The sequence below is a fragment of the Enterococcus sp. DIV1283b genome, assembly GCF_051710965.1.
In the GTDB taxonomy this organism is placed as follows: domain Bacteria; phylum Bacillota; class Bacilli; order Lactobacillales; family Enterococcaceae; genus Enterococcus_B; species Enterococcus_B lactis.
Genome location: NZ_JBIOLR010000001.1, coordinates 349,973 through 376,192 on the forward strand (window position 1 = coordinate 349,973; position 26,220 = coordinate 376,192).

A 26,220-nucleotide genomic window follows, 5' to 3' on the forward strand; every position below is an offset into this window, starting at 1 on the left:
GGGAAAATGATGTTCGGATTTTTTAAGAAAAAAGAAAATGAACCAAAAAAAAGATCGATAAAAGAGGAAAAAGTCCTCTCGCCAGAAGCGACCGAAAAGATTCAATCAGAGATTACACAATTAAATCAAGAGATTTCAACGACCCAAGAGAAGCCCAAATTAGCGGAACTTTATGAACAAGTTGGACTTAAATTTTCTGAATTGTATGAGAACGATCAAGCCATCCAATATTTAGAAAAGAGCTTGGAAAATAAACAGACGATCGGAGATGGGTATAAAAAACTGATGAGCCTCTATAATCAGAAGCGTGCAGATGCTGCTCGTGCGGGTGATGATCAAGGGATCGATTACTACATGGGCAAAATGGATGAGATGCGACAAATTGCAAAACAAGTAACGATCAAAGGAAACAAATAAAAAGATAAGGTGGCAATAAAAGATGTATACAACATTGAAAGAAGTAACAAAAACAGCAGAAGAGTTGAATTTTACAGTTGGAGCTTTTAATACGCATAACCTAGAAATGCTTCCTGCTATGCTAGGCGCAGCAAAAGAAATGGGTTCGCCGATCATTATTCAAACAAGTGTCGACACCGCAAAATATATTGGCATGCATGTGTTAGTCAATGTAATGACAGCTATTGCAGAAGAAGAAATGGTTGATGCAGTCTTGCACTTAGACCACGCCCGAGACTTTGATGATATCAAAGAAGCAATCGATAGCGGATATACTTCTGTCATGTATGACGGGTCCCATCTGCCTTTCAAAGAAAATATCTTGAAAACGAAAGCAGTGGTAGAATATGCACATGCACACGGTGTTTCCGTAGAAGGAGAACTTGGAACGATCGGCGGTACAGAAGAAGGAATCCATGTCGCTGAAAATGACAAGGTATATACAAGACCGGAAGACGCAGTGAAATTTGTAGAAGCTACAGGTGTGGATGCATTAGCTATTGCTATCGGTACGAATCATGGACAATTCAAATCAAAAACAGAAGTGAACATTCCCTTGCTGAAAGAAATCGATGCAGTAGTCGATGTCCCCCTCGTTATCCATGGCGGAACAGGTGTGAAAGAAGAAGATTATCCCGAATTGATCAATAACGGGATCCGCAAATTCAATGTTGGAACGGAGCTTTTAGTCAACTGGACAAAAGTGGCTAAAGGAACCTTTAGTGAAACAGAAATCAACAAGTCTCTTCGCCATAATGTGATTCCAGCAAATGAAGCAGTAAAAGAAATTGTCAAGCATAAGATTGGACTGTTTATGAACTTGGAAAGTCCAATTAACTTAGGAAACAAATGAGATGAAAAAGTATTTCATTCTTCTAGCTGGTAGTCCTGGTACAGGAAAAACATATCTTATGAATAAACTACGGGAACGATTTCCCGATATGTATGCCATCACGCTCGATGAAATCAAGGAATATTATGCAGAATCCATCGGTTTTAACAACTTGGAAGAACGGGCGGAACAAGAAAGGACGAAAGTTTATCCTTTCTATTACAAAGCACTTGATCTGTATATGGAAGCAGGAAAGAAAGTGATTGTGTCCGAGTATCCTTTTAGTGATAAGCAAAAAACTCGACTCCAAGAATTAGCAGAAAGATACGGATATCAGGTAATGACGATTCGCCTAACAGCAGATTTTGAAGTGTTATGGCAACGTCGGTACAAACGTGATCGTGAACCAGATCGTCACTTGAGCTATATCATGGATCATTATCACTATGGCGACATATTGGAAGATCGAGCGCAAGGGACGAACCACATTACGAAAGAAGCATTCAAAAAGATCATCACTGACCGAAAATATGATGAATTTCAGTTAGGAACACTATATGAATTTGATGTAACAGACTATACTCAAGTGGATTACACTCCACTATTGGATAAATTAGAAAAAGAAATCAATGACAATAAGTAACGAAGAAATGGTTTGATAGTGACAGATAATAAAGACAGGCGGCTCTTCTCTTGAAGTTGTGAAAAAGCTGTCCTGCATCAAGTAATAAGAACAGCCAAACGAAAAATAGCTCCTCCTATTTTTCGTTTGGTTGGGCTTATTACCGTAGATACAAGCTTTTGAGCATCGTTTATTCACACTCTCAGAGGAGTCGAATGCCTTTTTGTTCTAAAATATTTTTTAATATTCTTTTATTTATTGCCGATTTCCTTGTGTTTATTTGCCGTAATTAGGTCAGTCTTCTATACTTGATTACATAGTTATACATTTGCTGAAAAGAAGGGAAGAGAATGAATAACAAGTTGGCTCAATACAAAAGACTGCTCGCACTTTCTCAAGCTGGTCTGTATTATGGAAAAGATGTATTCGATAAAGAACGATTTGAAGAGATTCGGACGATCTCATTGGAATTGATCAGTGAAATAGGAAAAGAAACTTTCGAAGAAATAAAAGCACTTACAGTTATTGAAGAAGGTCATCCCACACCAAAAGTCGATGTTCGTGCATATATCAAAAAGGACGGCAAGATCCTACTAATCGAAGATAAACGGACGAGAGAATGGTCACTGCCAGGCGGATTTGCCGAAATAGGTTTGTCCCCTGAAGAAAATGTGCATAAAGAAGTCTATGAAGAAACGGGTTTAACAGTAGAATCTACTCAGCTGCGAGCGGTTTTTGATACGAATAAACAAAAAGATATTCCGCAGCTTTTTCAGTATTATAAGCTTGTTTTTGCTTGTACGATCCACGACGAAGATGCAAAATTTATTGAGAACAATGAAACTTCCGACATGGGATTTTTTAGTATAGAAGAGCTGCCAAAGCTATCAGAAAAACGAACAACAAAGAAGCAGTTGCTTATTTTAGAAAACAAAAACCAGCTCTATTGCGATTAAGTTTTTTTCGTAAAAGAAGAAAGCTGTTTACTCTGCGAGTTCTCTAAAAAGAACTCGTTCTTTTATTAAAAAAATAGTTGCATTTGCAACAAAAAGAGGTAAACTAGTCTTACAAACAAAATAAAGGTGGGGTGAAATGGCTGAAATTCTTCGAGACATCGGAATGATTGCCCGAGCGCTGGATTCTATCAGCAACATCGAATTCAAAGAAGTTGATTTAACAAGAGGGCAGTATCTTTATTTAGTACGTATTTGCGAAAATCCAGGAATCATCCAAGAAAAACTAGCAGAAATGATCAAAGTAGATCGTACAACGACTGCACGAGCAATCAAGAAATTAGAATCCAATGGGATGATCGAACGTTTGGAAGATAAAGAAAATAAAAAAATCAAGAAACTCTATCCGACTAAAAAAGGAGCAGAAATCTATCCTTTCATCATCCGAGAAAACAACTACTCTAATGTAGTCGCATTAAATGGTCTGTCTGACGAGGAAGCAAAACAATTGGAATATCTTTTAAAGAAAGTATGCAAGAATGTTAGCGAAGATTGGAATTTTGTCAAAAAAGGTAATAAAAGGATCTATTGAAAGGAAGAAGCCGTGAATAAATACGAAATTCGAAAAATGACGCCTTCAGATGTAGACTTACTACAACAAATCAGTATCGAAACATTTACAGATACATTTGGAAAAGATAATTCGCCGGAGCATCTAGCTGCTTACTTGAGACAAGCTTATGCGCCAGAAAAACTTACAGAAGAGCTAAAAGATAAAGAAACCGATTTTTTACTAGTAAGTATCGACCAAGAGCCTGCGGGTTACCTGAAACTAAATATAGGAACGAGTCAATCTGAGGAAATGGATGATCATTTTTTAGAGATCGAGCGAATCTATGTACGAAAAAAATTTAAACATCAAGGTATCGGTACATTTTTACTAGATACAGCTATCAAAAAAGCAAAAGAAAAGCAAAAAACAGCCATTTGGCTCGGTGTGTGGGAACACAACGATGCTGCGCTCGCTTTCTATCGCAAAAGAGGATTTACCAAGTACAGTGAACATGTTTTTTATATGGGAGATGATCCCCAAACAGACTATCTATTCATCAAGCAATTATTCTAATCAAGAGGTGTGAACATATGAAAAAAGTAATAGTGGATGCCAATTTTTGGGAAGTATTTCCTGAAGCAACCATCGAAATCTTATCCGTGAGTGGTATCGATAATCACGTAACAGAAGAAAATGAAGAAACGTATCATCAATTATTGAATAGCGCGGCAAAAGAAGCAAGAAATTACCTTACGGAAGAAACATTCAGCCAAAACGAAGTCATTGCTCAATGGCGTCAGGCTTTTACCACATTCAAGACTAAAAAAGGTGCACGTTCTTCTATTGAAGCTTTACTGAAACGTGCAAATCAAGAACGGGAATTTTTCCCAATCAATCCGCTTGTAGATATTTATAATAGTATTTCCTTGTCTTTTGGTGTACCTTGCGGCGGAGAAGATATCGAAAAGATTTCAGGAAATCTGCATCTAGGAAAAGCCCAAGGTGGCGAATCATTCCTGCCTTTAGGTGCAGATTCCGATGCTCCGGCACTTCCAGAAGAAATCATTTACTATGATGAACAAGGAGCAATCTGTCGCTGTCTCAACTGGCGTGAAGCCCAAAGAACGATGCTGACGGAAGAAACGCAAGCAGCGGTGCTGGTCATTGAATCTATCAATGCTGAACAAGCGGCACGCGGCGCACAGGCAATCGAAGCGTTGAAGGAAAAAATCGATCAAACATTTGGCGTGACCAGTGTCAGACACACACTAACCAAAGATGAATCAGAAGCAGAATTATAAAAGAATCGAAAAAAGAAGAGCGGCATTCATTGCCGTTCTTTTTTTGTAAAAAAAATTGTGGAGGAAAGCAAGTCTAGAAACTATTGCTTTATTTTTCTTGAATAGGATCAAACACAAGGTGTTCGCGCTTTCGTGATATAATGGAATCAGTTTATAGACAGGAAAGAAAATCAACTAGAAAGAAGGGTCAAACGATGATACAAAAAACACGTGTGATGCTTTATGTCAATGACGTAGAGATGATTTGCCGATTCTTTGTAGAAAAAATTGGTGCAGAAATTTCAGAAACGATTGAATTGCCAGAAGAATTTAAGAGTATTGTGCTGAGTATCTCAAAAGAATTAGAATTAGGTGTATTCCCAAAAGTATTTGTGCAGAAATTTTCACCAGAAGTATTGGGACCGCCACCTTCTTTAGTCTTTTTTACGGATGAATTTGAAACTATCTACGAGAACATGGACGAACCTGGAGAAATCACAGACAACAATGGCGTCTTGACTTTTAATTTTTCGGACCCTGAAGGCAATTATTTTGTTATAGGAAAAGCTGAGTCGTCTGATTGAATAAAAAGGAGGATAAACAGTGGATCTAATGGGAAGGCTAGAAGGTTATTTGAAGTATCGGCGAGCAAAACATAGTGAGAAGCTTCGAGCAAAGAATCTCAAATCAGGAAAAAAGAAGACAAAAGGCTGGGGAAAAATGGTCGATACAGGTTTTGGCGGACTAAATAATCTGAATCCTGTCGATACAAAAGAATTCATCAAAGAAGAGCAGAAAAGGATGAATAAAGGGTACGCAAAAAAATGAACGGAAATTTTTGGATAGAAGCTTCATTTCTATCAACCGGATAAATAAAATAAACAACAATAAAGTACTGCTACTTGTTAGTAAGTTTTATTTTTTATAAAATAACTATATGGTTATTGTAGTTATGAAAGGAGTAGCAGATGGAAAAGGGTATCAAAGGGATATATAGATTATTTGCAGTACTAGTTATTTTTTTTATGACTTGGGCGATGGCATCAACTATTTTTTCGCCAAGGATAGGTGCGATATTCTCTTTATTCAGAGATAGTTATTCACCAAAAGTTACTATAGTTATTAATATATTTTGTCTGTTTTTTGCATTCCTTCTATTTTTTATTTTGAAAAATTTATTAAAGAAAATAAGAATAGATTGGGATTTAAGTGACAAACTGCTCTTTTATATATTTGGGTTAGAGTTAGTTATTTACGCAGTCAGCTTATTTCTTTTTATTAGATTTATTGGTTTTCATCAACCAGTCGATGATACTGCTATTACACTAAAATTTTTAGAGCAATTGAAGGATGGAGAAAATTGGGGATATAATTATATGTATTCCAATCCTCAAAACCTATTGCTGATGTATATTTTTAGGGGAATACAATTTTTCTTTGGTACGAATTACTATCCGATCATTGCAGTATTTTGTGGCATTCATCTAATAACGATCATCTTTCTTTTTCTTTCTCTGAGAAATTTGAAAGTTAGTAATTTTGCAACATTGATTACTATTCAAATCATGTTATTTGCCGTCCAGATAACATTACATGTTCCTGTAGCCTATACGGATATACTTTCATTGTTTTTTGGCTCAGCCACATTCTTTTTTATAACTAAATATGTAAATAAGAAGAAACAGTATGTGAATAGAAACATTATTTATGTACTGCTTGCAACAGCAACTAGCACGATTGGTTTTATAAGTAAAGGGACGGGTCTTATCTTGATCTTAGCGATGATTTTATTCTTTGCTTTTTATCATACTGGGAAATGGCGGTTGCTAGCATTCCTTCCTTTAGTTTTTTTAGTTTTAGGAAATTTTGGGTGGAAACAATTTATCGATGCACAAAAACTCTATCCGAATAGTCACTATGGACAGCCCAATACACATTATTTGATGATGGGATTGAACAATACGCCTATTCCTGATAATTTATCTGGAGATGACAAGTATCGTTGGGTAGTGGGTGCTTATTCTAGCGCCGATCAAAGATTTACATGGGATATGTTCTTGGATAAAAAAATGCCTAAAAAAGAAGTGGAAGAAAAGCACCTATCTATCATAAAAGAACGATTGAATGCGATGGATTTTAAGCAATTCTTAGCTGCAATCAATAATAAGGTTGCAGTTACTTGGAGCTCAGGTGATCTAAAATCATCATTTGAAATATTTTTGGGTACAGGAAAAAATGAAAAGAATATGTGGGTATTCAGAAGTAAAACAAGTGGATTGATTTTATACGCTGTAATGATGGTGATTCAATACTTGGTTTATCTTGGAATTATTTTTACCAGTATAAAATTTTTCAAGAATATAAATCCACTAGTTTTTTTGAGTAACATATATATTTCTGGTTATTTTGCATTTTTATTGATCTGGGAATCTAGTCCTAGATACGCTATGGGGATTTTTGTACCTGCGATAATAATGATAGGACTGTTGATTGAAAAAGAGAAGACAAAAAGAATCTCTTAGTTTGTGGTCATTCACTAAATGATGTAATGTAGATAAAAGAAGACAAGTCTAATAAATAAGTTAGGTTTGTCTTCTTTATTTACAATAAAGAAATGTTTCTCTCTATAAAGAAGAATCTCAAATAGTGGAAATATGGATTTTTTAATCAAATAGAACGTTCGGATTTTGCTCAAAATCCGAATTTTTTGTTTACTTATGTTTTGTTTTAGTATATGATAAAACACGTTGTTTTATTAATAAATCGAAATTTTAACGGACTTTATTTATAATGTTCGGATTTAGGGGGATGGAAGATGAAGGAAAAAATACTTTCCTACTTCGAAATAGAAAAATTGAACACCACGGTAAAACGTGAGGTACTGGCAGGATTTACGACATTTATTTCAATGGCCTATATCTTATTTGTAAATCCAACTGTATTAGGCGCTTCTGGAATGGATGAAGGAGCGGTGTTCACTGCGACTGCATTAGCCAGTGCGATCGGCTGTATTTTGATGGGGGTATTAGCCCGTTATCCAATTGGAACGGCACCTGCTCTTGGGATCAATGCTTTCTTTGCTTATTCTGTTTGTTTAGGGATGGGGATTCCATGGGAAACAGCATTGTCCGGCGTATTCGTTGCTTCTTTGATCTTTATTTTGATTACAATCTTCAAACTGCGGGAAATGATCATTGATGCGATTCCAGCAGATTTGAAATATGCAATTTCTGGTGGTATCGGTCTATTTATTGCTTTCCTTGGTCTGAGCGAAGGTGGGATCATTGTTTCGAATGAATCTACATTAGTAGGATTAGGATCACTCAACGTTGGTTCTACTTGGTTGACGATTTTTGGATTAGTCGTCACGGCTATCTTGCTTGTTCGACGTGTACCAGGTGGCATTTTCATCGGGATGGCAGCTACAACGATTTTAGGTCTGGTCACAGGTTTGATTCCAATGCCTTCTGAAATTGTTGCCGCAGCACCAAGTTTGAAACCAACATTTTTAGTTGCGTTAAAACATGTAGGGGACATCAATTCTCTTCAAATGTGGGTCGTAGTACTAACATTCTTGCTTGTGACTTTCTTTGATACAGCAGGAACTTTAGTTGGATTAGCAAATCAAGCAGGCTTTATGAAAGACAACAAGATGCCTCGTGTAGGGAAAGCTTTAGCTTCTGATTCAACAGCTATGCTTGCGGGCTCCTTATTAGGTACTTCTCCTGTTGGTGCATTCGTAGAATCGTCAGCTGGAATCGCTGTTGGAGGACGCTCAGGAATCACAGCTATTACTACAGGGATTTTCTTCTTGTTAGGTTTGTTCTTTTCTCCATTACTGTCAGTTGTTACTTCACAAGTAACTGCACCAGCATTAATCATGGTAGGAGTATTGATGGCTCAATCATTACGTCAAATCGAATGGGGAAAATTAGAAATCGCGATCCCTTCCTTCTTGATCTTGATCGGCATGCCTTTAACTTATAGTATTTCAGATGGGATTGCATTAGGTTTTATTTTCTATCCAATTACGATGTTAGCGGCTAAAAGAGGAAAAGAAGTATCTCCAATCATGTATGGTCTGTTCTTTGTATTCGTGGGATTCATGTGGATATTGAATGTGAAATAAAGAGGTTGTGAAATCAGCGTTCTGGCCTGAGTATTAGAGAAAAAAACGAAAAAATAGTTCCTCCTATTTTGCCGTTTTTTGAGCTAATACCGAGGGACAGCTGAGTGAACACCGTTTATAAAGAGATTGTGAAATCAGCGTTCTTCCCTGCATCAATCAATCCTTTCAAAAAACAGTTGAGGAAATTTCCTCAGCTGTTTTTTTGTTTTATTCTGTTACCGATAACAAGGTGCAATGACTATTTGAAAGCGTTACAATTTTGGTGGACGAAACTAAACTAGATGATTAAGCGAAAAATAGAAACATCCATTTATAGGAGGGAAATCATGGAACGAAAATGGTGGCACTATTCAGTTGTTTATCAAATCTATCCAAGAAGTTTTCAAGATTCAAATCAAGATGGGATTGGAGACTTGCAAGGGATTATTTCCAGATTGGATTATCTGGCATATTTGGGCATTGATGTGATTTGGCTTTCGCCAGTGTACGAGTCTCCAAATGATGACAATGGCTATGATATCAGCGATTATCAAGCAATCATGGCAGAATTCGGTACGATGGAAGAATTGGAGGAACTGATTGAAGAAGCAAAGAAAAGAAACATCCGTATCGTTATGGATCTGGTGGTGAATCATACTTCTGATGAACACCCGTGGTTCATTGAGGCACGTAAAAATAAAGAAAATCCTTATCGTGACTACTATATTTGGCGTGATCCAGTCAATGGAGAGGAGCCTAACGGATTGCGCTCGATATTCAGTGGACCTGCTTGGCAGTTGGATGAGCAAACAGGGCAATATTTTCTGCACTTGTATAGCAAGCGTCAACCTGATTTGAATTGGAAAAACAAACAGGTTCGCCAAGCAATTTATCAAATGATGAATTTCTGGATCGACAAAGGTATTGGCGGCTTTCGTATGGACGTGATCGATATGATTGGCAAAGAACCGGATAAAGAAATCACAAGTAATGGACCTAAACTGCATGAGTATCTTCAGGAAATGAATCAAGCAACTTTTGGCGACAAAAATCTGATGACCGTTGGCGAAACATGGGGAGCAACTACCGAGATTGCTAAACTTTATTCCAATCCTAAAAGAAATGAATTATCCATGATCTTCCAATTCGAACACATAGGATTAGATCAGCAAGAAGGCAAAGACAAATGGGATTTGAAGCCTTTAAGTATCTCTGAACTGAAAAAAGTATTATCGAAATGGCAAACTTCTTTGGGTGATGAAGGATGGAATAGTTTATTTTGGAATAATCATGATCTTCCGCGAATTGTTTCTCGTTGGGGAAATGACGATGTGTATCGAAAAGAAAGTGCCAAGATGTTTGCTATCTTGCTTCATATGATGAAAGGCACTCCTTATATCTATCAAGGAGAAGAATTAGGCATGACGAATTGTCCAATTGATGATATCGCGGAAGCAAAAGATATTGAGACAATCAATATGTATAACGAAAGGATTTCTTCTGGATTTACAAAAGAGGAAATCTTGGAATCAATCAATGCGAAAGGAAGAGACAATGCTAGGACGCCTATGCAATGGAACGCCAGTGAACATGCTGGGTTTACTATGGGAATTCCATGGCTTCGAGTCAACCCAAATTATAAAGAAATCAATGCAGAAGAAGCGTTAGCAGATCAAAATTCTGTTTTTTATATGTACAAGAAATTGATCGATTTGCGTAGAAAACACGACATCATCGTCTGGGGTGACTATGAATTAGTAGAAGAGACGCCAGAGCATGTCTTTGCTTATTCTCGCATATATGAAGACCAGCGATGGCTCGTTGTTTGCAATATGTCCAGTGAAAAACAGGTGTTCACTGTTCCACGTGAAGCTTTAAGGATTATTGTGTCAAATTATCCTCTGAAACAGTTACCAGACGGCAAAGTCGAGTTACGACCATATGAAGCATTTGTGGTGGAAGTAAATAAAGAAAAGCTTATTTGATTGAAACGTATTACCGAGAGGTTGTGACACATTTTTTGTCACAACTTCTTTTTCTCAAATCTAGACAGAGGAGGCGGACATTATTCCGTGTTTTTTGACAAATCATAAAAATCATACTATGATATGTAAGCTGAATAGGGGGAGAGAAATGGAAAAAACAATTGAAAATGCGCTGAATGATTGTCTCTTTTTTAGTGTGAAAAAATTAGATCGGACCTTGAATAAAATGGCAGATGAAGCATTTAGAAAAACAGGGCTTGCGCCAACATATGGGTTTATTTTATTGATATTAAAAGAAAAAGACGGAATACCACAAAAAGATATTGCACAAATGCTCTATTCTGCGCCTTCAACAATCGCTCGTTTTATTGAAAAATTAGAATATAAAGGCTATGTGAGAACAGTAAGCGATGGACGTTTATCTCTTGTTTATATCACTGAGCAAGGACGAGAATTTGCAAAAGAAGTAGCCAGTAGTTGGGAAGAACTACATAAAGCGTATCATACGATTTTAGGACATGAAATCAGTGATAAATTGTCTGCCGAAATGAATGAAATCACTGATCAGTTGCAAAAAAAATAAAATTTTTTAAGTAAAACAGTTGCATGTACAACTAACTATATGTTTTACTATATAAAAGAAACATCTAATACATTTCAATGTACTGCTTGTTTTATCAGAAATAACTGGAGGAATAACTAATGACAGAATTTAACGAAACAATGACCTTTGCTTCTGGTGCAACATTAAAAAACCGTTTGATGATGTCACCTATGACCACACAACTAAGCTTTTATAATGGTGTTGTCACAGATGACGAAATCAACTATTATGCACAACGAGCAAACGGAGTAGGTGCAATTATTACAGGTGCTGCAAACGTTCAAGACGGCGGAAAAGGCTGGCATGGTGAACTAAGTATCGCACATGATGAAATGATCCCTCGTCTTAGCGAGTTAGCAAATGCAATCCAATCCAATGGCGCAAAAGCTATCGTACAGATCTTCCATGGTGGACGTATGACAAACCGTGCAGTTTTATCAGGCGAACAAACTGTTTCAGCTAGTGCAATTCCTGCTGAACGACCAGGCGCTGAAACACCACGAGCAATGAGTGAAGAAGAAATCGTTGAAACAATCCAATCATTTGGAGAAGCAACTAGAAGAGCTATTGAAGCTGGATTTGATGGAGTTGAATTGCATGGAGCAAATACGTATTTGATTCAACAATTCTTTTCTCCACACTCTAATCGCCGAGAAGATAAATGGGGTGGCAACCTAGAAAACCGTTATCGTTTTATTGACGAAGTAATGAAGAGTGTCTTTCAAGCAGTGGATCAATATGCGAAAAAACCATTTATTGTAGGATACCGTTTTTCTCCTGAAGAATTTGAAACACCTGGTATTCGTTTTGAAGATACGATCTGGTTATTAGAACGTCTGCGAGAAACAAAATTAGATTACTTACATGTATCTTTAAATAATTATAGTCGTGTGGCACGTTCAGAAAAATACAACGAAAAAACTGTTTTAGAATATGCTCATGAAACGCTGCAAGGAAAGATCCCATTAGTTGCTGCAGGCGGTGTGAAAAATCGTACAGATGTCCAAAATATTCTAGACAATGCTGAACTTGTAGCAGTCGGACAACAACTGATTGTTGATCCTGAATGGGCAGAAAAACTAATCGAAAATCGTGATACTGAATTTGTGACGAAACCTTTGAACGAAGCAGTTAAAGACCTTTATATACCAAGTCCACTGTATAATTTTTTGAAAATGATGTTTTAGTTTACTGAGAGTATTTAAGTAAAAAAGAATCTTTGAGATGAAGAGAGCTATGGAACTGATACACTTACGTAGGATAAAATAAAAAGCATTTCTTGTTGAATTCAAGCAAAATGAATTTAACAGGGAGTGTTTTTTCTATTTCAAGAGTACATTTTTTGAAACATTGGCTCGGAAATGATACTCTTCAAATAGGACGTTAGAAAAGAGGAATGCAGATGAACATTGTAATTGTCGGCGGGTCGTTTGCAGGGATTCATGCGGCTATTTATCTTCGCCAATTGATACCAACAAGTGAAATATATTTGATTGAAAAGCAATCGAAGTTAGGGTGGATTCCCAGCGGGTTCAATCTGATAGTAAAAGGAAAGGTCACCAGTGAAAAACAACTTTCTTGGATCACCAAAGAAGAGCTGATTGACCGCTATCATATCCATGTTTACACAGAAAAAACGGTAATAGGATTGGAAGAAAAGAAAGTCGTTTTAGCAGGCGGAGACAAACTGGATTTTGATCGTTTGATTTTGGCGACTGGTTCAAATCAAAATTTTCGAAATGTTCCTGCAGAAGCAAGGTTCATTCACCCAGTTAAAAAGATACAAAACATAGCTGCTCTTCAGCAAAAGATCATGGATGCAAAAAAAATTGCCATTATTGGAGCAGGTCAAGCAGGGATTGAAATAGCTGAAGGCTTAGCATCAGGGAAAACACAAATCCATCTTTACGAAAGCCGAAAGTCGATTCTTTTTCGTTACCTAGACCCTGAAATGACGGAACCGTTAGTAAAGGAAATGAAAAATCAAGGGATATCGCTTTTCTTAGAAGAGCAAGTCGTATCTTTGTCCGAAAATGAAACCGCTGTAGTAGAGACGGAAAGAAGAAGGGAAAACTATGATCTTGTTTTGCTGGCTAACCATTCTCGCCCCGACAATCAGATGTGGGAAGAACAATTAACATTGAATGATGATGGAACGATCTGGGTAGATGACTATTTGCAAACGTCTCAAAAAGACGTCTATGCAATTGGCGATGCAATCCAAGTCACTTTTCGCCCAACAAATGAAAAAATGTACGTTTCTCTAGTAAATAACGCTGTCCGTACAGCGCGAAATGTCAGCAAGACAATTAGTGGTTCTGCGACAATGGATCAAGGAACCTATCGACCAGTTGGCAATCAGTGGTTTGGCTATTTCTTAGGAAGCGTAGGTATGACAGAAGAAGAAAGCATTTTTTATCCCCAAAAAATTGAAACAGGGTACGCAGAATACAAGCTTGTAGCAATAACCCAAAGCAAAGTCAAAATCAAATTCCTATTTGATTCTGAAAAAAAGATTCTTGGAGCACAGCTCCAAAGCAGAAAAGAAATGTTTCATCTTCTTGACCAACTGACAATCGCAGTAGAAGAAGGCTGGACGTTCGAACAGTTAGAAGAACATGAGCTATTTTTCCAGCCAGAATATCGTGTGCCTAATATGGTGTGGTCAAAGGTGGCGAATACTGCCTATGAAGATTGAAGCATTATTAGAAAGAAAAGAGCAGTTACAGATCCTGATTTTGCGAAACCTTGTTCTGCAAGGAGGAACAGCCTCTATCAATGGATTGAGAGAGCATGTCCAACTGTCAAAAACCTCTTTTGATCAATATTTGGAAGATATTGAATTGATTGGCCGGATGATGGGAAAAAAAGTAGAAGTACAGCGAAACGAGTATCAGGCGCTGCTTGTGTTGGACGAAGATGTCAGTTTGGAAAAAATTCTTTTGTTTTTATTACAGGAAAGCTTGAAGTTTAAAATGCTTGTCTATTTATTAGAACATCAGCAAGTATCCATCGTTCGATTAGCGACAGCGTTTAATATCAGTGAGTCTTCTGTTTTTCGAAAAATCAAAGAATTGAACCAGCTCTTAGAGGAATTTGGATTACAAATCAAAAACGGTCAATTATACGGAGAAGAGCTACAGATCCGATATTTTTATTATGAATTATTCCAATATATCCCGGAAGATCAACGACCGCTTTTTTTGCAAAATACACCAGAAAAAAGACCATTCATTCTAGGATTGGGCCGCGTATTAGAAATGACGTTTACGGCATCAGCAGAAGCACAGATTGCTTGTTGGCTTGGGATCACGAAAAAAAGACTATTGAATGAAAAAAGTACGTACGCAACTTTGAAAGAAAAGAAGTTGCTCTATCAGTCGGACCGGCTTTATCAAGCAATCGATCCAATCATCGTGATGCATCTTAGTCGAACAGCAGCAGAACTGAATGTATACGAAACAATGATGTTTTACAGCTTTTTTGTTTCTTTTTCGATAGTAGAAGAAGAAATATTTTATCAATATGATTTGACACGGAGCAAAAAGTTACCCACCGCTGTTTTGGATACTTATATTCGGGAAACGATGCTATGGCATTATCGTCCTCGTCGTTTGAAAATCAAAGAGGAAAAAGCAGTAGGCTACCAAATTTCACAAATCAACAATGAATGGTTTTTCTTTGTTGGAAAGATCGAAGTCTACGAGCGTGATCGGCTTTTGGAGCAGCAGCAAAAAATGCTTGGGCATTCCTTAACACAGTTATTGGAGAAACTACAGGAAACAGCGATGCAACAATTGCCAAGGAAAAGTGCCGAAGACAGTGCACTTAGTTATCTGATGATCCAGTATGCCAATGTTCTTTTGATGATTGATTTTTATATTGCGAAACCAGTAGTGATAGGGATCGATTTAGAAAGTTTGCCTATTTACCGTATTGCTTTCCAACAGTATCTGATCAGAGAACTGAGAGGAGTCAGCGGTATTGAGATTGAAAGTTATGAAGAAGGAAAAAACTATGATTTGGTCATAACGTTTTGTCAGAGAAACAAGCAACAGAGTGAATATTATCTATCAGAATTTGCGTCGCCTTATGACATTATCCGATTGAAAAGAAGAATAGAAATGTTGAAAAAAGAAAAGAATTGATCAAAAACTAGCATCATAATAAAAAACTGTCAAAAAAAAGAAAAAAAGAATAAAATTTTGACAGTTTCTTTTTTTAAATGAGTAGTATGATAAAAGTAGTTAAAGAAAGCGTTTGCAGATAATGGAGGGAATCACAATGACAGAACCAACGTATATCATGGCGATTGACCAAGGTACAACTAGCTCACGAGCAATTATCTTTGACAAGAAAGGAAGACATATCGGCAGTTCTCAAAAAGAGTTCACGCAATATTTCCCGCAAGAAAGCTGGGTGGAACATGATGCAAATGAAATCTGGAATTCTGTACAGTCAGTTATTGCCGGAGCGTTCATCGAATCAGGTATCAAACCAAACCAGATTGCTGGGATTGGCATAACGAACCAGCGTGAAACAACAGTAATCTGGGAAAAAGATACAGGACGTCCAATCTATCATGCAGTTGTTTGGCAATCCAGACAATCAGCTGGAATTGCAGATAATTTAAAAAATGAAGGATATCAAGAATTTTTCCACGAAAAAACAGGACTAGTGATCGATGCCTATTTCTCAGCAACGAAGATTCGCTGGATTCTTGATCATGTAGAAGGTGCGCAAGAACGCGCTGAAAAAGGCGAGTTAATGTTTGGAACGATTGATTCGTGGTTAGTATGGAAACTGACCGATGGACAAGCACATGTTACTGATTACTCGAATGCCAGTCGGACGATGTTGTTCAATATCCATCAGCTAGATTGGGATCAGGAAATTTTGGATTTATTGAATATTCCTCGAGTGATGTTACCAAAAGTTACTTCTAACTCAGAAGTTTATGGTTATACGCAAGGTTATCATTTTTATGGAAGCGAAGCACCAATTTCAGGGATGGCAGGAGACCAGCAAGCCGCATTATTCGGACAAATGGCATTCGAACCAGGCATGGTCAAGAATACTTATGGTACAGGTTCATTTATTGTCATGAATACCGGTGAAAAACCGCAATTATCCAAAAATAATTTATTGACGACAATTGGTTACGGCATAAATGGAAAGGTTTACTATGCTTTAGAAGGAAGTATTTTTGTGGCTGGTTCTTCGATTCAATGGCTGAGAGATGGACTTCAAATGTTGCAAAAAGCTAGTGATTCGGAAGATGCGGCAAAACGCTCCACAAACGAAGATGAGGTCTATGTTGTTCCTGCATTTGTTGGACTGGGTGCTCCTTATTGGGATCAGGCAGCACGAGGGGCTATGTTTGGTTTGACACGTGGAACGACAAAAGAAGATATCATTAAAGCTACTTTGCAGTCGATTGCCTATCAAGTGAGAGATATCATCGATACGATGCAAGATGACACTGGAATCAAGATTCCTGTATTGAAAGTGGATGGCGGTGCAGCAAATAATGAATATCTGATGCAATTCCAAACAGATATCTTGAATGTACCGATCCAACGAGCAGAAAACTTGGAAACAACAGCACTAGGGGCAGCATTTTTAGCAGGATTAGCTGTCGGCTATTGGAAAGATACAGACGAGATCCGCGAATTTTATGAAGCTGGCAAGCTATTTGAAGTTCAAATGGAGGAAGAGCGCCGAGAAAAACTTTACAATGGCTGGAAAAAAGCAGTAAAAGCTACTCAAGCATTTGAATAAGGAGGAAATCCATATGTTTTCAAACAAGACAAGACAAGATAGCATTCAAAAAATGCAGCAAGAAGAATTGGATCTATTGATCATCGGTGGCGGAATCACTGGTGCCGGTGTGGCAGTCCAAGCAGCAGCATCAGGAATCAAAACAGGATTGATCGAAATGCAAGATTTTGCAGAAGGGACGTCCTCTCGCTCGACCAAACTTGTGCATGGCGGTATTCGTTATCTGAAAACATTTGATGTGGAAGTAGTAGCTGACACAGTTGGTGAACGGGCAGTCGTACAAGGTATTGCCCCACACATCCCAAAACCAGATCCAATGCTTTTACCAATCTATGAAGATGAAGGAGCAACAACCTTCAATATGTTCTCCGTCAAAGTAGCAATGGACCTTTACGACAAACTGGCAAATGTGACAGGAACTAAATATGAAAACTATACCCTGACACCAGAAGAAGTATTGGAAAGAGAACCATTTTTGAAAAAAGAAGGGCTAAAAGGTGCAGGTGTTTATCTGGATTTCCGCAACAATGATGCCCGTTTAGTAATCGATAATATCAAAAAAGCTGCAGAAGATGGGGCTTATCTAGTAAGTAAAATGAAAGCGGTTGGCTTCTTATATGAGGGCGATCAAATCGTTGGCGTCAAAGCTCGTGATCTGCTGACAGATGAAGTGATCGTGATCAAAGCAAAACTAGTGATCAATACGAGTGGTCCTTGGGTAGATAAAGTACGGAACTTGAATTTTACGCGTCCAGTCTCTCCTAAAATGCGTCCAACCAAAGGGATCCATTTAGTCGTAGATGCGAAAAAACTGCCTGTACCGCAACCCACGTACTTCGATACAGGAAAACAAGATGGGCGGATGGTTTTTGCTATCCCAAGAGAAAACAAGACTTACTTTGGCACAACAGATACGGATTACCAAGGAGACTTTACGGATCCGAAAGTCACACAAGAAGATGTGGATTATCTATTGGATGTAATCAACCATCGCTATCCAGAAGCAAATATCACATTGGCAGATATCGAAGCAAGCTGGGCAGGACTTCGTCCACTATTGATTGGTAATTCTGGTTCTGATTATAATGGTGGAGATAATGGATCGATTTCAGACAAGAGCTTCAATAAAGTGGTTGATACAGTAAGTGAATATAAGGAAAATAAAGTTTCTCGTGCTGAAGTAGAAGATGTGTTGAACCATTTGGAAAACAGCCGCGACGAAAAAGCACCTTCTACGATTTCCAGAGGTAGTTCTTTAGAAAGAGAACCAGATGGCTTGTTGACTTTATCAGGTGGAAAAATCACTGATTACCGTAAGATGGCAGAAGGAGCTTTACGATTGATTCGTCAGCTGTTAAAAGAAGAATACGGAATAGAGACGAAAGAAATCGACTCTAAAAAATATCAGATTTCAGGTGGAAATTTCGATCCAACGAAATTAGAAGAAACAGTGACAGAATTAGCAAAAGAAGGAGTAGCAGCCGGTTTAGAGGAAGAAGATGCTACTTATATCGCTGATTTTTACGGGACTAATGCTCGACGTATCTTTGAATTAGCAAAAGAAATGGCACCTTATCCTGGCTTGAGTCTCGCTGAGTCAGCTCGGTTACGTTATGGCTTAGAAGAAGAAATGGTTTTAGCTCCAGGTGATTATCTCATTCGTCGTACGAATCATCTGTTGTTTGAACGAGATCAGCTGGATGAGATCAAGCAACCTGTGATCGATGCAATTGCTGGGTATTTTGGGTGGACAGAAGAGGAGAAGGCGCAACAGACTAAACGTTTAGAAGCATTGATCGCAGAATCAGATCTGCGGGAACTAAAGGGGGAGAAATAAATGAACAGTGATATGACTCAAATCATGGGGGAGTTTATTGGGACATTGATCCTAGTTTTGCTTGGAGATGGTGTGTGTGCGGCTGTGAATCTAAACAAAAGTAAAGCACAAGCTTCTGGCTGGATTGTCATCGCATTTGGTTGGGGACTCGCTGTAACAATGGCTGTCTATATTTCTGGATTCATGGGCCCAGCTCATTTGAATCCTGCAGTCTCTCTAGCTATGGCGATGACAGGGGCAATTAGTTGGAATCTTGTCGTTCCTTTCATCATTGCGCAAGTTTTAGGAGCTTTTGCAGGGGCCATTCTTGTTTGGCTTTCTTATTTGCCACATTGGAATGCAACGAAAGATGAAAGTGCGATTTTAGGCACGTTTGCAACAGGTCCTGCTATACGGAATTATCCAGCAAATGTAATCACAGAATTAATTGGTACATTTGTATTAGTTCTTGGGTTGCTAGCTTTTGGACAAAACGAATTTGCACCTGGAACGAACGTATTCGCTGTAGGTGGATTGATCTTAGCCATCGGTCTTTCATTAGGAGGACCAACAGGATACGCAATCAACCCTGCTCGAGACTTTGGTCCTCGATTAGCACATGCGGTATTGCCAATAGCTAATAAAGGAACTTCAGATTGGGCATATTCATGGGTACCAATTGCAGGCCCAATGATTGGAGCAATTATCGCGGTAGGTGTCTATTCGTTAATGGTGTAAATCTTATAAAAGAGGTTGTGACAGAAGTGGTCAGCTTCAAGAAATAAGAAGGAATTGACGAAAATTGCTTCTCAAATTTTTGTAAAATTTTGGCTTATTACCGCAGATGCAAGCTTTTGAACACCGTTTATTCGGAAAGAGGGACTTTGACACGACTTTTGTCACAGTTCCTTTTTTTGTACGGTTTTACTCTAAGGTTTGACAATCAAAATGCGTCTTGCTATAGTTAAGTGGAAAATAAATAAGACCTAGAAGAATGGGGAATGTTTTGTGAGTGTAGCTGGTATCTAATCAGTAAGTCGAATAGCCAATAAACAAGGTTTATTTGGTGTGCTTATGAAACGGTACCTGTCAGGAAAACAATATCTTTGTATTCTAATGAGGATAGGACATGACTTTTTTAAGCTGTGTTCTATCCTTTTATTTATCTCTAGGCCCTTATTTATTTTGGGACAGGTATCTCTTCAAGAAAAGGAGAGAGTATGAACAACGAAATGATTAGTCAATTACAATTTGATCAGATCAAAAAGGAAATCCAAGCAAGAGCAATTGGAAACTATAGCAAAAAACGAATCAGCAAGATGACGGCCTCGACAAACCTACAAACCGTCTTGGATCGTCAAGAAGAAACAAGAGAAGCACGCTTGATCTTAGAAAGTAGTCAGCATGTTCCATTTATGGGATTGCCGAGGATCGATGCACTGACAGAACAAGTCAAAAAAGGGTTGGTTCTGTCGCCCGCTGATTTGATCGAATATGCGGATTTTCTAAGAAGCAGTCGGATGATCACAAAGTTTTTTGATAAGAATCAATACCAAGCACCTTTGTTGTTTGCTTATAGCAAGCATCTTCCTGATTTGATAAATGTAGAAGAGTTGATTGACCAAAAAATAAAAAATAATAAAGTCAGTGACGATGCTTCACGTAATTTGCGTAAAGTACGCAAACAATTACAAATAATAGAAAAAGAAATCCAGTCAAAATTGCTGAAATTCTTGCGTCATCCGAAAAACAAAGAAATGATCCAAGAGGCATTAATCGTTCAAAAAGGTGAATGCTATACGATTCCTATCAAAGCCAGCTATAAAAATAAAGTAGATGGGACGATCATCGATGAATCGAACAAAGGAACGACGGTTTTTATTGAACCGACTGTGGTTTCTAAACTGAATGAACACTATCAGTTGTTAAAAGCTGAAGAAATCAGTGAAGAATATCAAGTTCTGGCTGCATTGACTGGTGCTATTGCAGAAAATGAAGAAGCAATCGACTTATTGATCGAAGCGATGACGGTATTAGATATCATTTTTGCTCGGGCAAAATTCAGTCGAGAAATCAATGGGATCACGCCTAAAATCAATAAATCAGAACATATCGTCATCAAACAAGGCAGACATCCATTTTTACCTGATCATGCGGTACCATTGGATGTTGAAATCGGTAAAGACTATCGAGGCTTGATTATTACCGGAGCAAATGCCGGCGGCAAAACAGTCGTGTTGAAGACGGTCGGTTTATTGACTTTGATGGCGATGTTCGGCATGCAAGTTCCGGCAAAAGAAGGGACGGAGCTTGCTGTCTTTGATGAGGTTTTCGTCGATGTCGGTGACCACCAAAATTTAGAAAATGCGTTGAGTACATTTTCTGGTCATATGCAAAACATCGCTGCTATTTTGAAAAAGATAAAAAGGAATGCATTGGTACTTCTGGATGAGATTGGCAGTGGAACAGAGCCAAATGAAGGGGCTGCATTAGCGATTGCGATCATGGAATCTATGTATGAGCAGGGGGCATTGATCATTGCCACGACCCATTATGGAGAAATTAAGAAATTTGCCAGGGATCATGAAGATTTTGTGCCGGCTGCTATGGCTTTCGATCGGGAAGCACTTCGTCCTAAATATCAATTGCGTGTTGGAGAAACGGGAGAAAGCCAAGCTTTATGGATTGCACATAAAATGGCTATGTCTATGAAATTGATCCAGCAAGCAGAGCGTTATCTGGAGGAAAAAGCCTATCGGACACAGAAAAAAGAATTTCCTCCTAAGACAGCAGTTATAACTAGGGAGGACAATAAAAAAGAACGCCAGCTCTTTGCAAAAGGCGATCGAATATTTGTGAATGAATACCAAAAAGAAGCATTAGTTTATGAGGATATAGGTGAAGATACGATTGCCGTATATTTAGAAAAAGAAATGATCCATGTGCCTCGTCAGCGTGTTCGTCTGGTGCGTTCAGCAGAAAATCTGTACCCGACAGGTTACGATTTAGACAGTCTGTTTATCGATTTTAAAACACGAAAACAGCAGCGTGACCTAGAGCGAGGATCAAAAAAAGCCCATAAAGCGTTAGTAAAAGAAATGCGTAAACGACAGGAAGAAAGAAGAGCAAAAGATGAAAACAGCAAGTGAGTATTTCAGACCAACTCATATGATCAGTGATTGTAAAAAATGACAGCAGTAAAATCATTGGTTTTATTCTCTATGTAAGCTAAAATAAAAAAAAGAGTGCTGAGGAGGTGGGACGGTCAAATGAAAATAAGCACAAACTGGCGTAAAGAAATCCAAACGATTCCGAATCTTTTATCGATATTCCGTATTCTCTTGCTGCCGATTTATCTTTATTTTGTGCTGAGACAGTCGTTTTATGTAGCAGGAGCAGTTATTGTTGTCTCAGGCTTGTCTGATTATTTAGATGGGGTCATTGCTCGGAGATATAATCAGGTAACAGACTTAGGGAAGGTGCTTGATCCGTTTGCAGATAAATTGACACAACTTTTCCTGATTTTGTCTATGGCATGGTATCGACCGTGGCTTTGGCTGTTGTTTGGTCTATTCCTGATAAAAGAAGGCTTTATGTTTGTAGCTGGATTAATCGGGCTATCTAAAAATATCAAATTAAGTGGTGCGAAGTGGTATGGCAAAGTAGCGACTGCTGTCATCTATGTTGGCATGATCCTTTTGCTGCTTTTCCCAGAATTACCAACGCTGTGGGTGAGAGTCATTTTTGCCGTCATCACTTACGGTCTTTTACAATCTTTTATCTTGTATGCTATCGAGTACCGAAAGATGTTTCAAAGAAAATAAAGAAGGGGTGTGACCTATGTCGCACTCCTTTTTTTGATAAATAGACTCCCAATAGCTACTTCTCGATAATAAGCCAACCAAACCAAAAATATGAGAAGTTGTTTTTAAAATTATTTCTTGTAACTCGGAGTTAAATGGTAGGCTCACAACCTCTGGGTAAACGGTGTTCAAAAGCCAGTTTCTCGGTATTAAGCCAAATTTATGCAAAAATGTGGAAAGCCATTTTCACAAAATTTTTCTTAATACTCGAAACTAAGCGACTTTTTCACAACCTCTTCCTTAAACGGTGTTCAAAAGCTTGCATCTGCGGTAATAAGCCCAACCAAACGAAAAATAGGAGGAGCTATTTTTGTTTGGCTGTTCTTATTACTTGATGCAGGACAGCTTTTTCACAACCTCTTCCTTAAACAGTGTTCAATCAGCTGACCTTCGGTATTAGCTCAAAAAACGGCAAAATATGAGGAGCTATTTTCCCGTTTTTTTCTCTAATGCTCAGGTCAAACCGCTGATTTCACAACCTCTGATTCACGGTGTTCCAGAAGTAGCTTCTTCGAAAAATAAGCCGAAATGTTACAAAAATTTGAGAAGCAATTTTCGTCAATTCCTTCTTATTTCTTGAAGCTGATCACTTCTGTCACAACCTCTACTGACTAAGGCTTGATATAAGCATAACCTTGGGATTGCAGTTCAACTAAATCAAGTACACCTGCTGGTACAACGATTACTTGTTCAGGTAAAGAACTTTCTGAAATATGATTAGCACGCATAGCATTCGCGCAAGCGTGAAAAACGACTTCTTTCAAATCTAAGAATTCTGCATTGGCAGAGTCTAGATAACCGGTAATCGCGATGCCGTTGACGGAAACGACGATCGTCGTTTCAGGAGAAGCTTTTATCAGTTTTTTTACGTTTTTCCCTGTTTCTGACCATTTTTCTAATTCATCAATATGGAAAACGACTTTCATTGAAATCATTCCTTTACTTTTTAATAATCATCTTGATCGCTTGCTCTAATTTAGCCGCTTGCTCTTCTGGATTACTATCAGGATTTTCAAAGCAATTTTTCAGATTGTCTGCAACGATCATTCCCATTACGCGATCAATGCTAGAACGAACAGCGCTTAATTGAGTGATGACATCCATACATTCTTTATCATCTTCGATCATTTTTTGGATACCACGAATTTGTCCCTCTGTACGTTTCAAACGGTTCAGGATATTTTTATTCTCAATCTCCATAGCACATTCACCTCTATTTTTTATAACTCGATAATACCCCTAATCGGTATTTTATGCAAATATAAAAAGCAGTAAAAAAAATGAAGAGTCATTCTGGTTGACAGAATAAGGAAGCTCCTGTTTAATATACCCCGTAAGGTATTCATAAAATATAAACGAGGTGCAGAAAATGAGTTTGTTATTTCAGCCAATAAAATCGATAACAGTCCCAGAATTAAAGGAAAAGCTTTTAGAAAAGCCAGTATTACTTGATGTTAGAACACCTGTAGAATACCGGGGTGGGCATATAAAAGGAGCTAAAAATATTCCATTACAAAGCATAAACAGATATGATGGAGACAAAGAAAAGACCGTTTATGTGATTTGTCAATCAGGGATGAGGAGTAAACAAGCAGCAAAAGAATTAAAGAAATCTGGTTATGATGTAGTGAATGTACGTGGCGGTATGAATCAATGGTTTGATCGAACAGTAGGAGGGAAATAAGATGAAAATCGTTATTGTCGGAGGTGTAGCGGGTGGGATGTCTGCTGCTACACGGCTTCGCCGGTTAATGGAAGATGCAGAAATCGTTGTTTTTGAAAAAGGGCCGTATGTTTCTTTTGCAAATTGCGGCTTGCCTTATTATCTTTCGGGTGAAATCAGTGACCGGGAAAATCTCCTTGTCCAAACGCCAGAATTATTAACTGCTCGTTTTTGTTTAGATGTGCGTCCAAATCATGAAGTGACAGCTATCTTTCCTGAAAACAAAACGGTAGAAGTCGTACATGGAGGTCAAAAACACTTGGAACAGTACGATGTATTGGTTTTATCTCCTGGCGCAAAACCAGTTGTTCCGTCGATTCCAGGGATAACAGAAGCCAACAATGTTTTTTCTATTAGAAATGTACCAGACATCGATAAAGTGATGCATGCGTTAGAAAAACAGCCAAAGCGTGCCGTGATCGTTGGTGCAGGATTCATCGGATTGGAAATGGCAGAAAACCTAAAAAAAAGAGGTTTAGAAGTCATGGTGATCGAACAAGCGCCGCATATTCTTCCGACACTAGATGAAGAAATGGCAGCTTTTATAGAAAAAGAATTATCTCATCAAGGAGTAGAAGTGATTACTTCTCATGCTGTCGCTGGATTTGAAGACCACGGGAAACGATTGCGACTGGATGACGGGCGTACCATTCCTGCTGATTTAGTTATTTTATCCATTGGTGTTCGTCCTGATAACCAGTTAGCAGTGACCGCTGGAATCGAATTAGGCATACGCGGGGGTATCCTAGTAGACGAACGTTATCAAACGAATATTCCTGATATTTATGCGGTGGGGGATGCTATCGTTGTAAAACAGCAAATCACTGGAAAAGATGCACTTATTTCTCTTGCTTCACCAGCCAATCGTCAAGGTAGACAAGTTGCAGACACGATTTCCGGAATTTCTCGAAGAAATCAAGGCAGTATTGGAACAGCAATTATACGAACATTTGGAATGACCGCCGCATCCACCGGATTAAGTGAAAGAACAGCCAAAGAAAACGAGCTGTCTTTTGAAGTCGTTCATGTGTCAGGAAAAGATCATGCAAGCTATTATCCAGAAGCAACAGATATTTTACTGAAGTTGATCTTCCATCCAGAGACTGGCGAGATTTATGGTGCACAAGGTGTTGGGGCAAAAGGTGTGGATAAACGGATCGATATTTTAGCAACAGCAATCAAAGGGCATTTGACGATCTTCGATTTGCCGGAGTTAGAATTGACGTATGCACCGCCATTTGGCTCAGCCAAAGATCCAGTAAACATGCTAGGATATGCAGCAATGAACATTGCAGAAGGGCTTAGTGAAACCGTACAATGGCATGAATTGCCGACAGAATTAGCAAAAGGAAAAATTTTATTAGATGTGCGAACAGCAGAAGAATTGGAAAAGGGCAAATTCAAGGAAGCCAAACATATCCCTTTGAATGAACTTCGGGACCGATTAAATGAATTAGACAGCCAACAAGAATATATCGTCAGCTGTCATAGCGGATTACGTAGCTATCTAGCGGAAAGAATCTTGAAGCAGTCTGGCTACCACGTAAAAAACCTTGATGGTGCATTTTCTTTATATCAAACTGTCCGACCTGAAGAACTGATATATCCTAACAAATGATACTCGTTAAAAAGCTTGCATTCGAC

Annotated in this window: 25 protein-coding genes; 23 read left to right on the forward strand and 2 right to left on the reverse strand. The window is 38.2% G+C overall.

Annotated features, from left to right (window positions below):
* Positions 1-9: 9 nt before the first annotated feature.
* The 21 genes from IGJ53_RS01690 (at position 10) to IGJ53_RS01790 (ending at position 22,814) form a co-directional block, all read left to right on the forward strand.
* The gene (locus tag IGJ53_RS01690; RefSeq protein ID WP_010731855.1) at positions 10-417 is read left to right on the forward strand and encodes a hypothetical protein; all 408 of its coding nucleotides are present in this window, start codon (positions 10-12) and stop codon (positions 415-417) included.
* A 22-nt stretch (positions 418-439) separates the two neighbouring features.
* Positions 440-1,309: a class II fructose-bisphosphate aldolase gene (locus IGJ53_RS01695; RefSeq protein WP_002310673.1), complete on the forward strand. Its 870-nt coding sequence runs from the start codon at positions 440-442 to the stop codon at positions 1,307-1,309.
* Position 1,310: 1 nt separating this feature from the next.
* Positions 1,311-1,931 carry an AAA family ATPase gene (locus tag IGJ53_RS01700; protein ID WP_259742022.1) on the forward strand — a complete coding sequence of 207 codons (621 nt, stop codon included), beginning with the start codon at positions 1,311-1,313 and terminating at the stop codon, positions 1,929-1,931.
* A gap of 329 nt (positions 1,932-2,260) precedes the next feature.
* On the forward strand, positions 2,261-2,866 hold the full coding sequence (locus IGJ53_RS01705; protein WP_010731857.1) for an NUDIX hydrolase: 606 nt from the start codon (positions 2,261-2,263) through the stop codon (positions 2,864-2,866).
* Positions 2,867-3,002: 136 nt separating this feature from the next.
* Entirely contained in the window at positions 3,003-3,455 is a 453-nt protein-coding gene (locus IGJ53_RS01710; RefSeq protein ID WP_010731858.1) for a MarR family winged helix-turn-helix transcriptional regulator, read from the forward strand.
* Positions 3,456-3,491: 36 nt separating this feature from the next.
* Positions 3,492-3,989, forward strand: coding sequence for a GNAT family N-acetyltransferase (locus tag IGJ53_RS01715; protein ID WP_193754170.1), 498 nt, complete (start codon positions 3,492-3,494; stop codon positions 3,987-3,989).
* A gap of 17 nt (positions 3,990-4,006) precedes the next feature.
* Positions 4,007-4,717, forward strand: coding sequence for a B3/B4 domain-containing protein (locus IGJ53_RS01720; RefSeq protein WP_010731860.1), 711 nt, complete (start codon positions 4,007-4,009; stop codon positions 4,715-4,717).
* Between the two features lie 140 nt (positions 4,718-4,857).
* Positions 4,858-5,280 carry a glyoxalase gene (locus tag IGJ53_RS01725; protein ID WP_002375060.1) on the forward strand — a complete coding sequence of 141 codons (423 nt, stop codon included), beginning with the start codon at positions 4,858-4,860 and terminating at the stop codon, positions 5,278-5,280.
* Between the two features lie 19 nt (positions 5,281-5,299).
* Positions 5,300-5,524 carry a hypothetical protein gene (locus IGJ53_RS01730; RefSeq protein ID WP_010731862.1) on the forward strand — a complete coding sequence of 75 codons (225 nt, stop codon included), beginning with the start codon at positions 5,300-5,302 and terminating at the stop codon, positions 5,522-5,524.
* Positions 5,525-5,664: 140 nt separating this feature from the next.
* Entirely contained in the window at positions 5,665-7,218 is a 1,554-nt protein-coding gene (locus tag IGJ53_RS01735; RefSeq protein WP_438749399.1) for a hypothetical protein, read from the forward strand.
* Between the two features lie 293 nt (positions 7,219-7,511).
* Positions 7,512-8,825: an NCS2 family permease gene (locus IGJ53_RS01740; protein WP_002292548.1), complete on the forward strand. Its 1,314-nt coding sequence runs from the start codon at positions 7,512-7,514 to the stop codon at positions 8,823-8,825.
* 326 nt (positions 8,826-9,151) lie between these two features.
* Positions 9,152-10,789, forward strand: a complete 1,638-nt coding sequence (locus tag IGJ53_RS01745) for a glycoside hydrolase family 13 protein (RefSeq protein WP_259742020.1) — start codon at positions 9,152-9,154, stop codon at positions 10,787-10,789.
* 148 nt (positions 10,790-10,937) lie between these two features.
* Positions 10,938-11,372: a MarR family winged helix-turn-helix transcriptional regulator gene (locus IGJ53_RS01750; RefSeq protein WP_259742019.1), complete on the forward strand. Its 435-nt coding sequence runs from the start codon at positions 10,938-10,940 to the stop codon at positions 11,370-11,372.
* 119 nt (positions 11,373-11,491) lie between these two features.
* The gene (locus IGJ53_RS01755; protein ID WP_259742018.1) at positions 11,492-12,580 is read left to right on the forward strand and encodes an NADH-dependent flavin oxidoreductase; all 1,089 of its coding nucleotides are present in this window, start codon (positions 11,492-11,494) and stop codon (positions 12,578-12,580) included.
* A gap of 215 nt (positions 12,581-12,795) precedes the next feature.
* On the forward strand, positions 12,796-14,091 hold the full coding sequence (locus tag IGJ53_RS01760) for an FAD-dependent oxidoreductase (RefSeq protein WP_438749403.1): 1,296 nt from the start codon (positions 12,796-12,798) through the stop codon (positions 14,089-14,091).
* Complete coding sequence (locus IGJ53_RS01765; protein WP_010731868.1) at positions 14,081-15,541, forward strand: helix-turn-helix domain-containing protein; 1,461 nt, start codon at positions 14,081-14,083, stop codon at positions 15,539-15,541. Before IGJ53_RS01760 ends, IGJ53_RS01765 begins: the two co-directional genes overlap by 11 nt.
* 136 nt (positions 15,542-15,677) lie before the next feature.
* The gene (gene glpK, locus IGJ53_RS01770; RefSeq protein ID WP_010731869.1) at positions 15,678-17,174 is read left to right on the forward strand and encodes a glycerol kinase GlpK; all 1,497 of its coding nucleotides are present in this window, start codon (positions 15,678-15,680) and stop codon (positions 17,172-17,174) included.
* A 13-nt stretch (positions 17,175-17,187) separates the two neighbouring features.
* Positions 17,188-19,011: a type 1 glycerol-3-phosphate oxidase gene (glpO, locus tag IGJ53_RS01775; protein ID WP_010731870.1), complete on the forward strand. Its 1,824-nt coding sequence runs from the start codon at positions 17,188-17,190 to the stop codon at positions 19,009-19,011.
* Complete coding sequence (locus IGJ53_RS01780; protein ID WP_002292560.1) at positions 19,012-19,728, forward strand: MIP/aquaporin family protein; 717 nt, start codon at positions 19,012-19,014, stop codon at positions 19,726-19,728.
* Positions 19,729-20,210: 482 nt separating this feature from the next.
* A complete protein-coding gene (locus IGJ53_RS01785; protein ID WP_010731871.1) occupies positions 20,211-22,139 on the forward strand; it encodes an endonuclease MutS2 in 1,929 nt (642 codons plus the stop codon).
* Positions 22,140-22,259: 120 nt separating this feature from the next.
* A complete protein-coding gene (locus IGJ53_RS01790) occupies positions 22,260-22,814 on the forward strand; it encodes a CDP-alcohol phosphatidyltransferase family protein (protein WP_010731872.1) in 555 nt (184 codons plus the stop codon).
* 650 nt (positions 22,815-23,464) lie between these two features.
* Here IGJ53_RS01790 and IGJ53_RS01795 read toward each other — a convergent pair.
* Positions 23,465-23,779 carry a DsrE family protein gene (locus IGJ53_RS01795; RefSeq protein WP_010731873.1) on the reverse strand — a complete coding sequence of 105 codons (315 nt, stop codon included), beginning with the start codon at positions 23,777-23,779 and terminating at the stop codon, positions 23,465-23,467.
* Positions 23,780-23,792: 13 nt separating this feature from the next.
* Positions 23,793-24,053, reverse strand: coding sequence for a metal-sensitive transcriptional regulator (locus tag IGJ53_RS01800; RefSeq protein WP_010731874.1), 261 nt, complete (start codon positions 24,051-24,053; stop codon positions 23,793-23,795).
* 169 nt (positions 24,054-24,222) lie between these two features.
* On the opposite strand from IGJ53_RS01800, the gene IGJ53_RS01805 reads away from it, so the two are divergent.
* Together IGJ53_RS01805 and IGJ53_RS01810 are read left to right on the forward strand one after the other, a co-directional pair.
* Complete coding sequence (locus IGJ53_RS01805; RefSeq protein WP_010731875.1) at positions 24,223-24,537, forward strand: rhodanese-like domain-containing protein; 315 nt, start codon at positions 24,223-24,225, stop codon at positions 24,535-24,537.
* A 1-nt stretch (position 24,538) separates the two neighbouring features.
* Positions 24,539-26,194 carry an FAD-dependent oxidoreductase gene (locus IGJ53_RS01810; RefSeq protein ID WP_438749407.1) on the forward strand — a complete coding sequence of 552 codons (1,656 nt, stop codon included), beginning with the start codon at positions 24,539-24,541 and terminating at the stop codon, positions 26,192-26,194.
* Positions 26,195-26,220: the final 26 nt, after the last annotated feature.

Bases quoted from the DNA above. Each gene is read 5' to 3' on its own strand.
- IGJ53_RS01690 (WP_010731855.1), top strand. From the start codon at position 10: ATGTTCGGATTTTTTAAGAAAAAAGAAAATGAACCAAAAAAAAGATCG.
- IGJ53_RS01695 (WP_002310673.1), top strand. From the start codon at position 440: ATGTATACAACATTGAAAGAAGTAACAAAAACAGCAGAAGAGTTGAAT.
- IGJ53_RS01700 (WP_259742022.1), top strand. From the start codon at position 1,311: ATGAAAAAGTATTTCATTCTTCTAGCTGGTAGTCCTGGTACAGGAAAA.
- IGJ53_RS01705 (WP_010731857.1), top strand. From the start codon at position 2,261: ATGAATAACAAGTTGGCTCAATACAAAAGACTGCTCGCACTTTCTCAA.
- IGJ53_RS01710 (WP_010731858.1), top strand. From the start codon at position 3,003: ATGGCTGAAATTCTTCGAGACATCGGAATGATTGCCCGAGCGCTGGAT.
- IGJ53_RS01715 (WP_193754170.1), top strand. From the start codon at position 3,492: ATGACGCCTTCAGATGTAGACTTACTACAACAAATCAGTATCGAAACA.
- IGJ53_RS01720 (WP_010731860.1), top strand. From the start codon at position 4,007: ATGAAAAAAGTAATAGTGGATGCCAATTTTTGGGAAGTATTTCCTGAA.
- IGJ53_RS01725 (WP_002375060.1), top strand. From the start codon at position 4,858: ATGGAATCAGTTTATAGACAGGAAAGAAAATCAACTAGAAAGAAGGGT.
- IGJ53_RS01735 (WP_438749399.1), top strand. From the start codon at position 5,665: ATGGAAAAGGGTATCAAAGGGATATATAGATTATTTGCAGTACTAGTT.
- IGJ53_RS01740 (WP_002292548.1), top strand. From the start codon at position 7,512: ATGAAGGAAAAAATACTTTCCTACTTCGAAATAGAAAAATTGAACACC.
- IGJ53_RS01745 (WP_259742020.1), top strand. From the start codon at position 9,152: ATGGAACGAAAATGGTGGCACTATTCAGTTGTTTATCAAATCTATCCA.
- IGJ53_RS01750 (WP_259742019.1), top strand. From the start codon at position 10,938: ATGGAAAAAACAATTGAAAATGCGCTGAATGATTGTCTCTTTTTTAGT.
- IGJ53_RS01755 (WP_259742018.1), top strand. From the start codon at position 11,492: ATGACAGAATTTAACGAAACAATGACCTTTGCTTCTGGTGCAACATTA.
- IGJ53_RS01760 (WP_438749403.1), top strand. From the start codon at position 12,796: ATGAACATTGTAATTGTCGGCGGGTCGTTTGCAGGGATTCATGCGGCT.
- IGJ53_RS01765 (WP_010731868.1), top strand. From the start codon at position 14,081: ATGAAGATTGAAGCATTATTAGAAAGAAAAGAGCAGTTACAGATCCTG.
- glpK (WP_010731869.1), top strand. From the start codon at position 15,678: ATGACAGAACCAACGTATATCATGGCGATTGACCAAGGTACAACTAGC.
- glpO (WP_010731870.1), top strand. From the start codon at position 17,188: ATGTTTTCAAACAAGACAAGACAAGATAGCATTCAAAAAATGCAGCAA.
- IGJ53_RS01780 (WP_002292560.1), top strand. From the start codon at position 19,012: ATGAACAGTGATATGACTCAAATCATGGGGGAGTTTATTGGGACATTG.
- IGJ53_RS01785 (WP_010731871.1), top strand. From the start codon at position 20,211: ATGAACAACGAAATGATTAGTCAATTACAATTTGATCAGATCAAAAAG.
- IGJ53_RS01790 (WP_010731872.1), top strand. From the start codon at position 22,260: ATGAAAATAAGCACAAACTGGCGTAAAGAAATCCAAACGATTCCGAAT.
- IGJ53_RS01795 (WP_010731873.1), bottom strand. From the start codon at position 23,779: ATGAAAGTCGTTTTCCATATTGATGAATTAGAAAAATGGTCAGAAACA.
- IGJ53_RS01800 (WP_010731874.1), bottom strand. From the start codon at position 24,053: ATGGAGATTGAGAATAAAAATATCCTGAACCGTTTGAAACGTACAGAG.
- IGJ53_RS01805 (WP_010731875.1), top strand. From the start codon at position 24,223: ATGAGTTTGTTATTTCAGCCAATAAAATCGATAACAGTCCCAGAATTA.
- IGJ53_RS01810 (WP_438749407.1), top strand. From the start codon at position 24,539: ATGAAAATCGTTATTGTCGGAGGTGTAGCGGGTGGGATGTCTGCTGCT.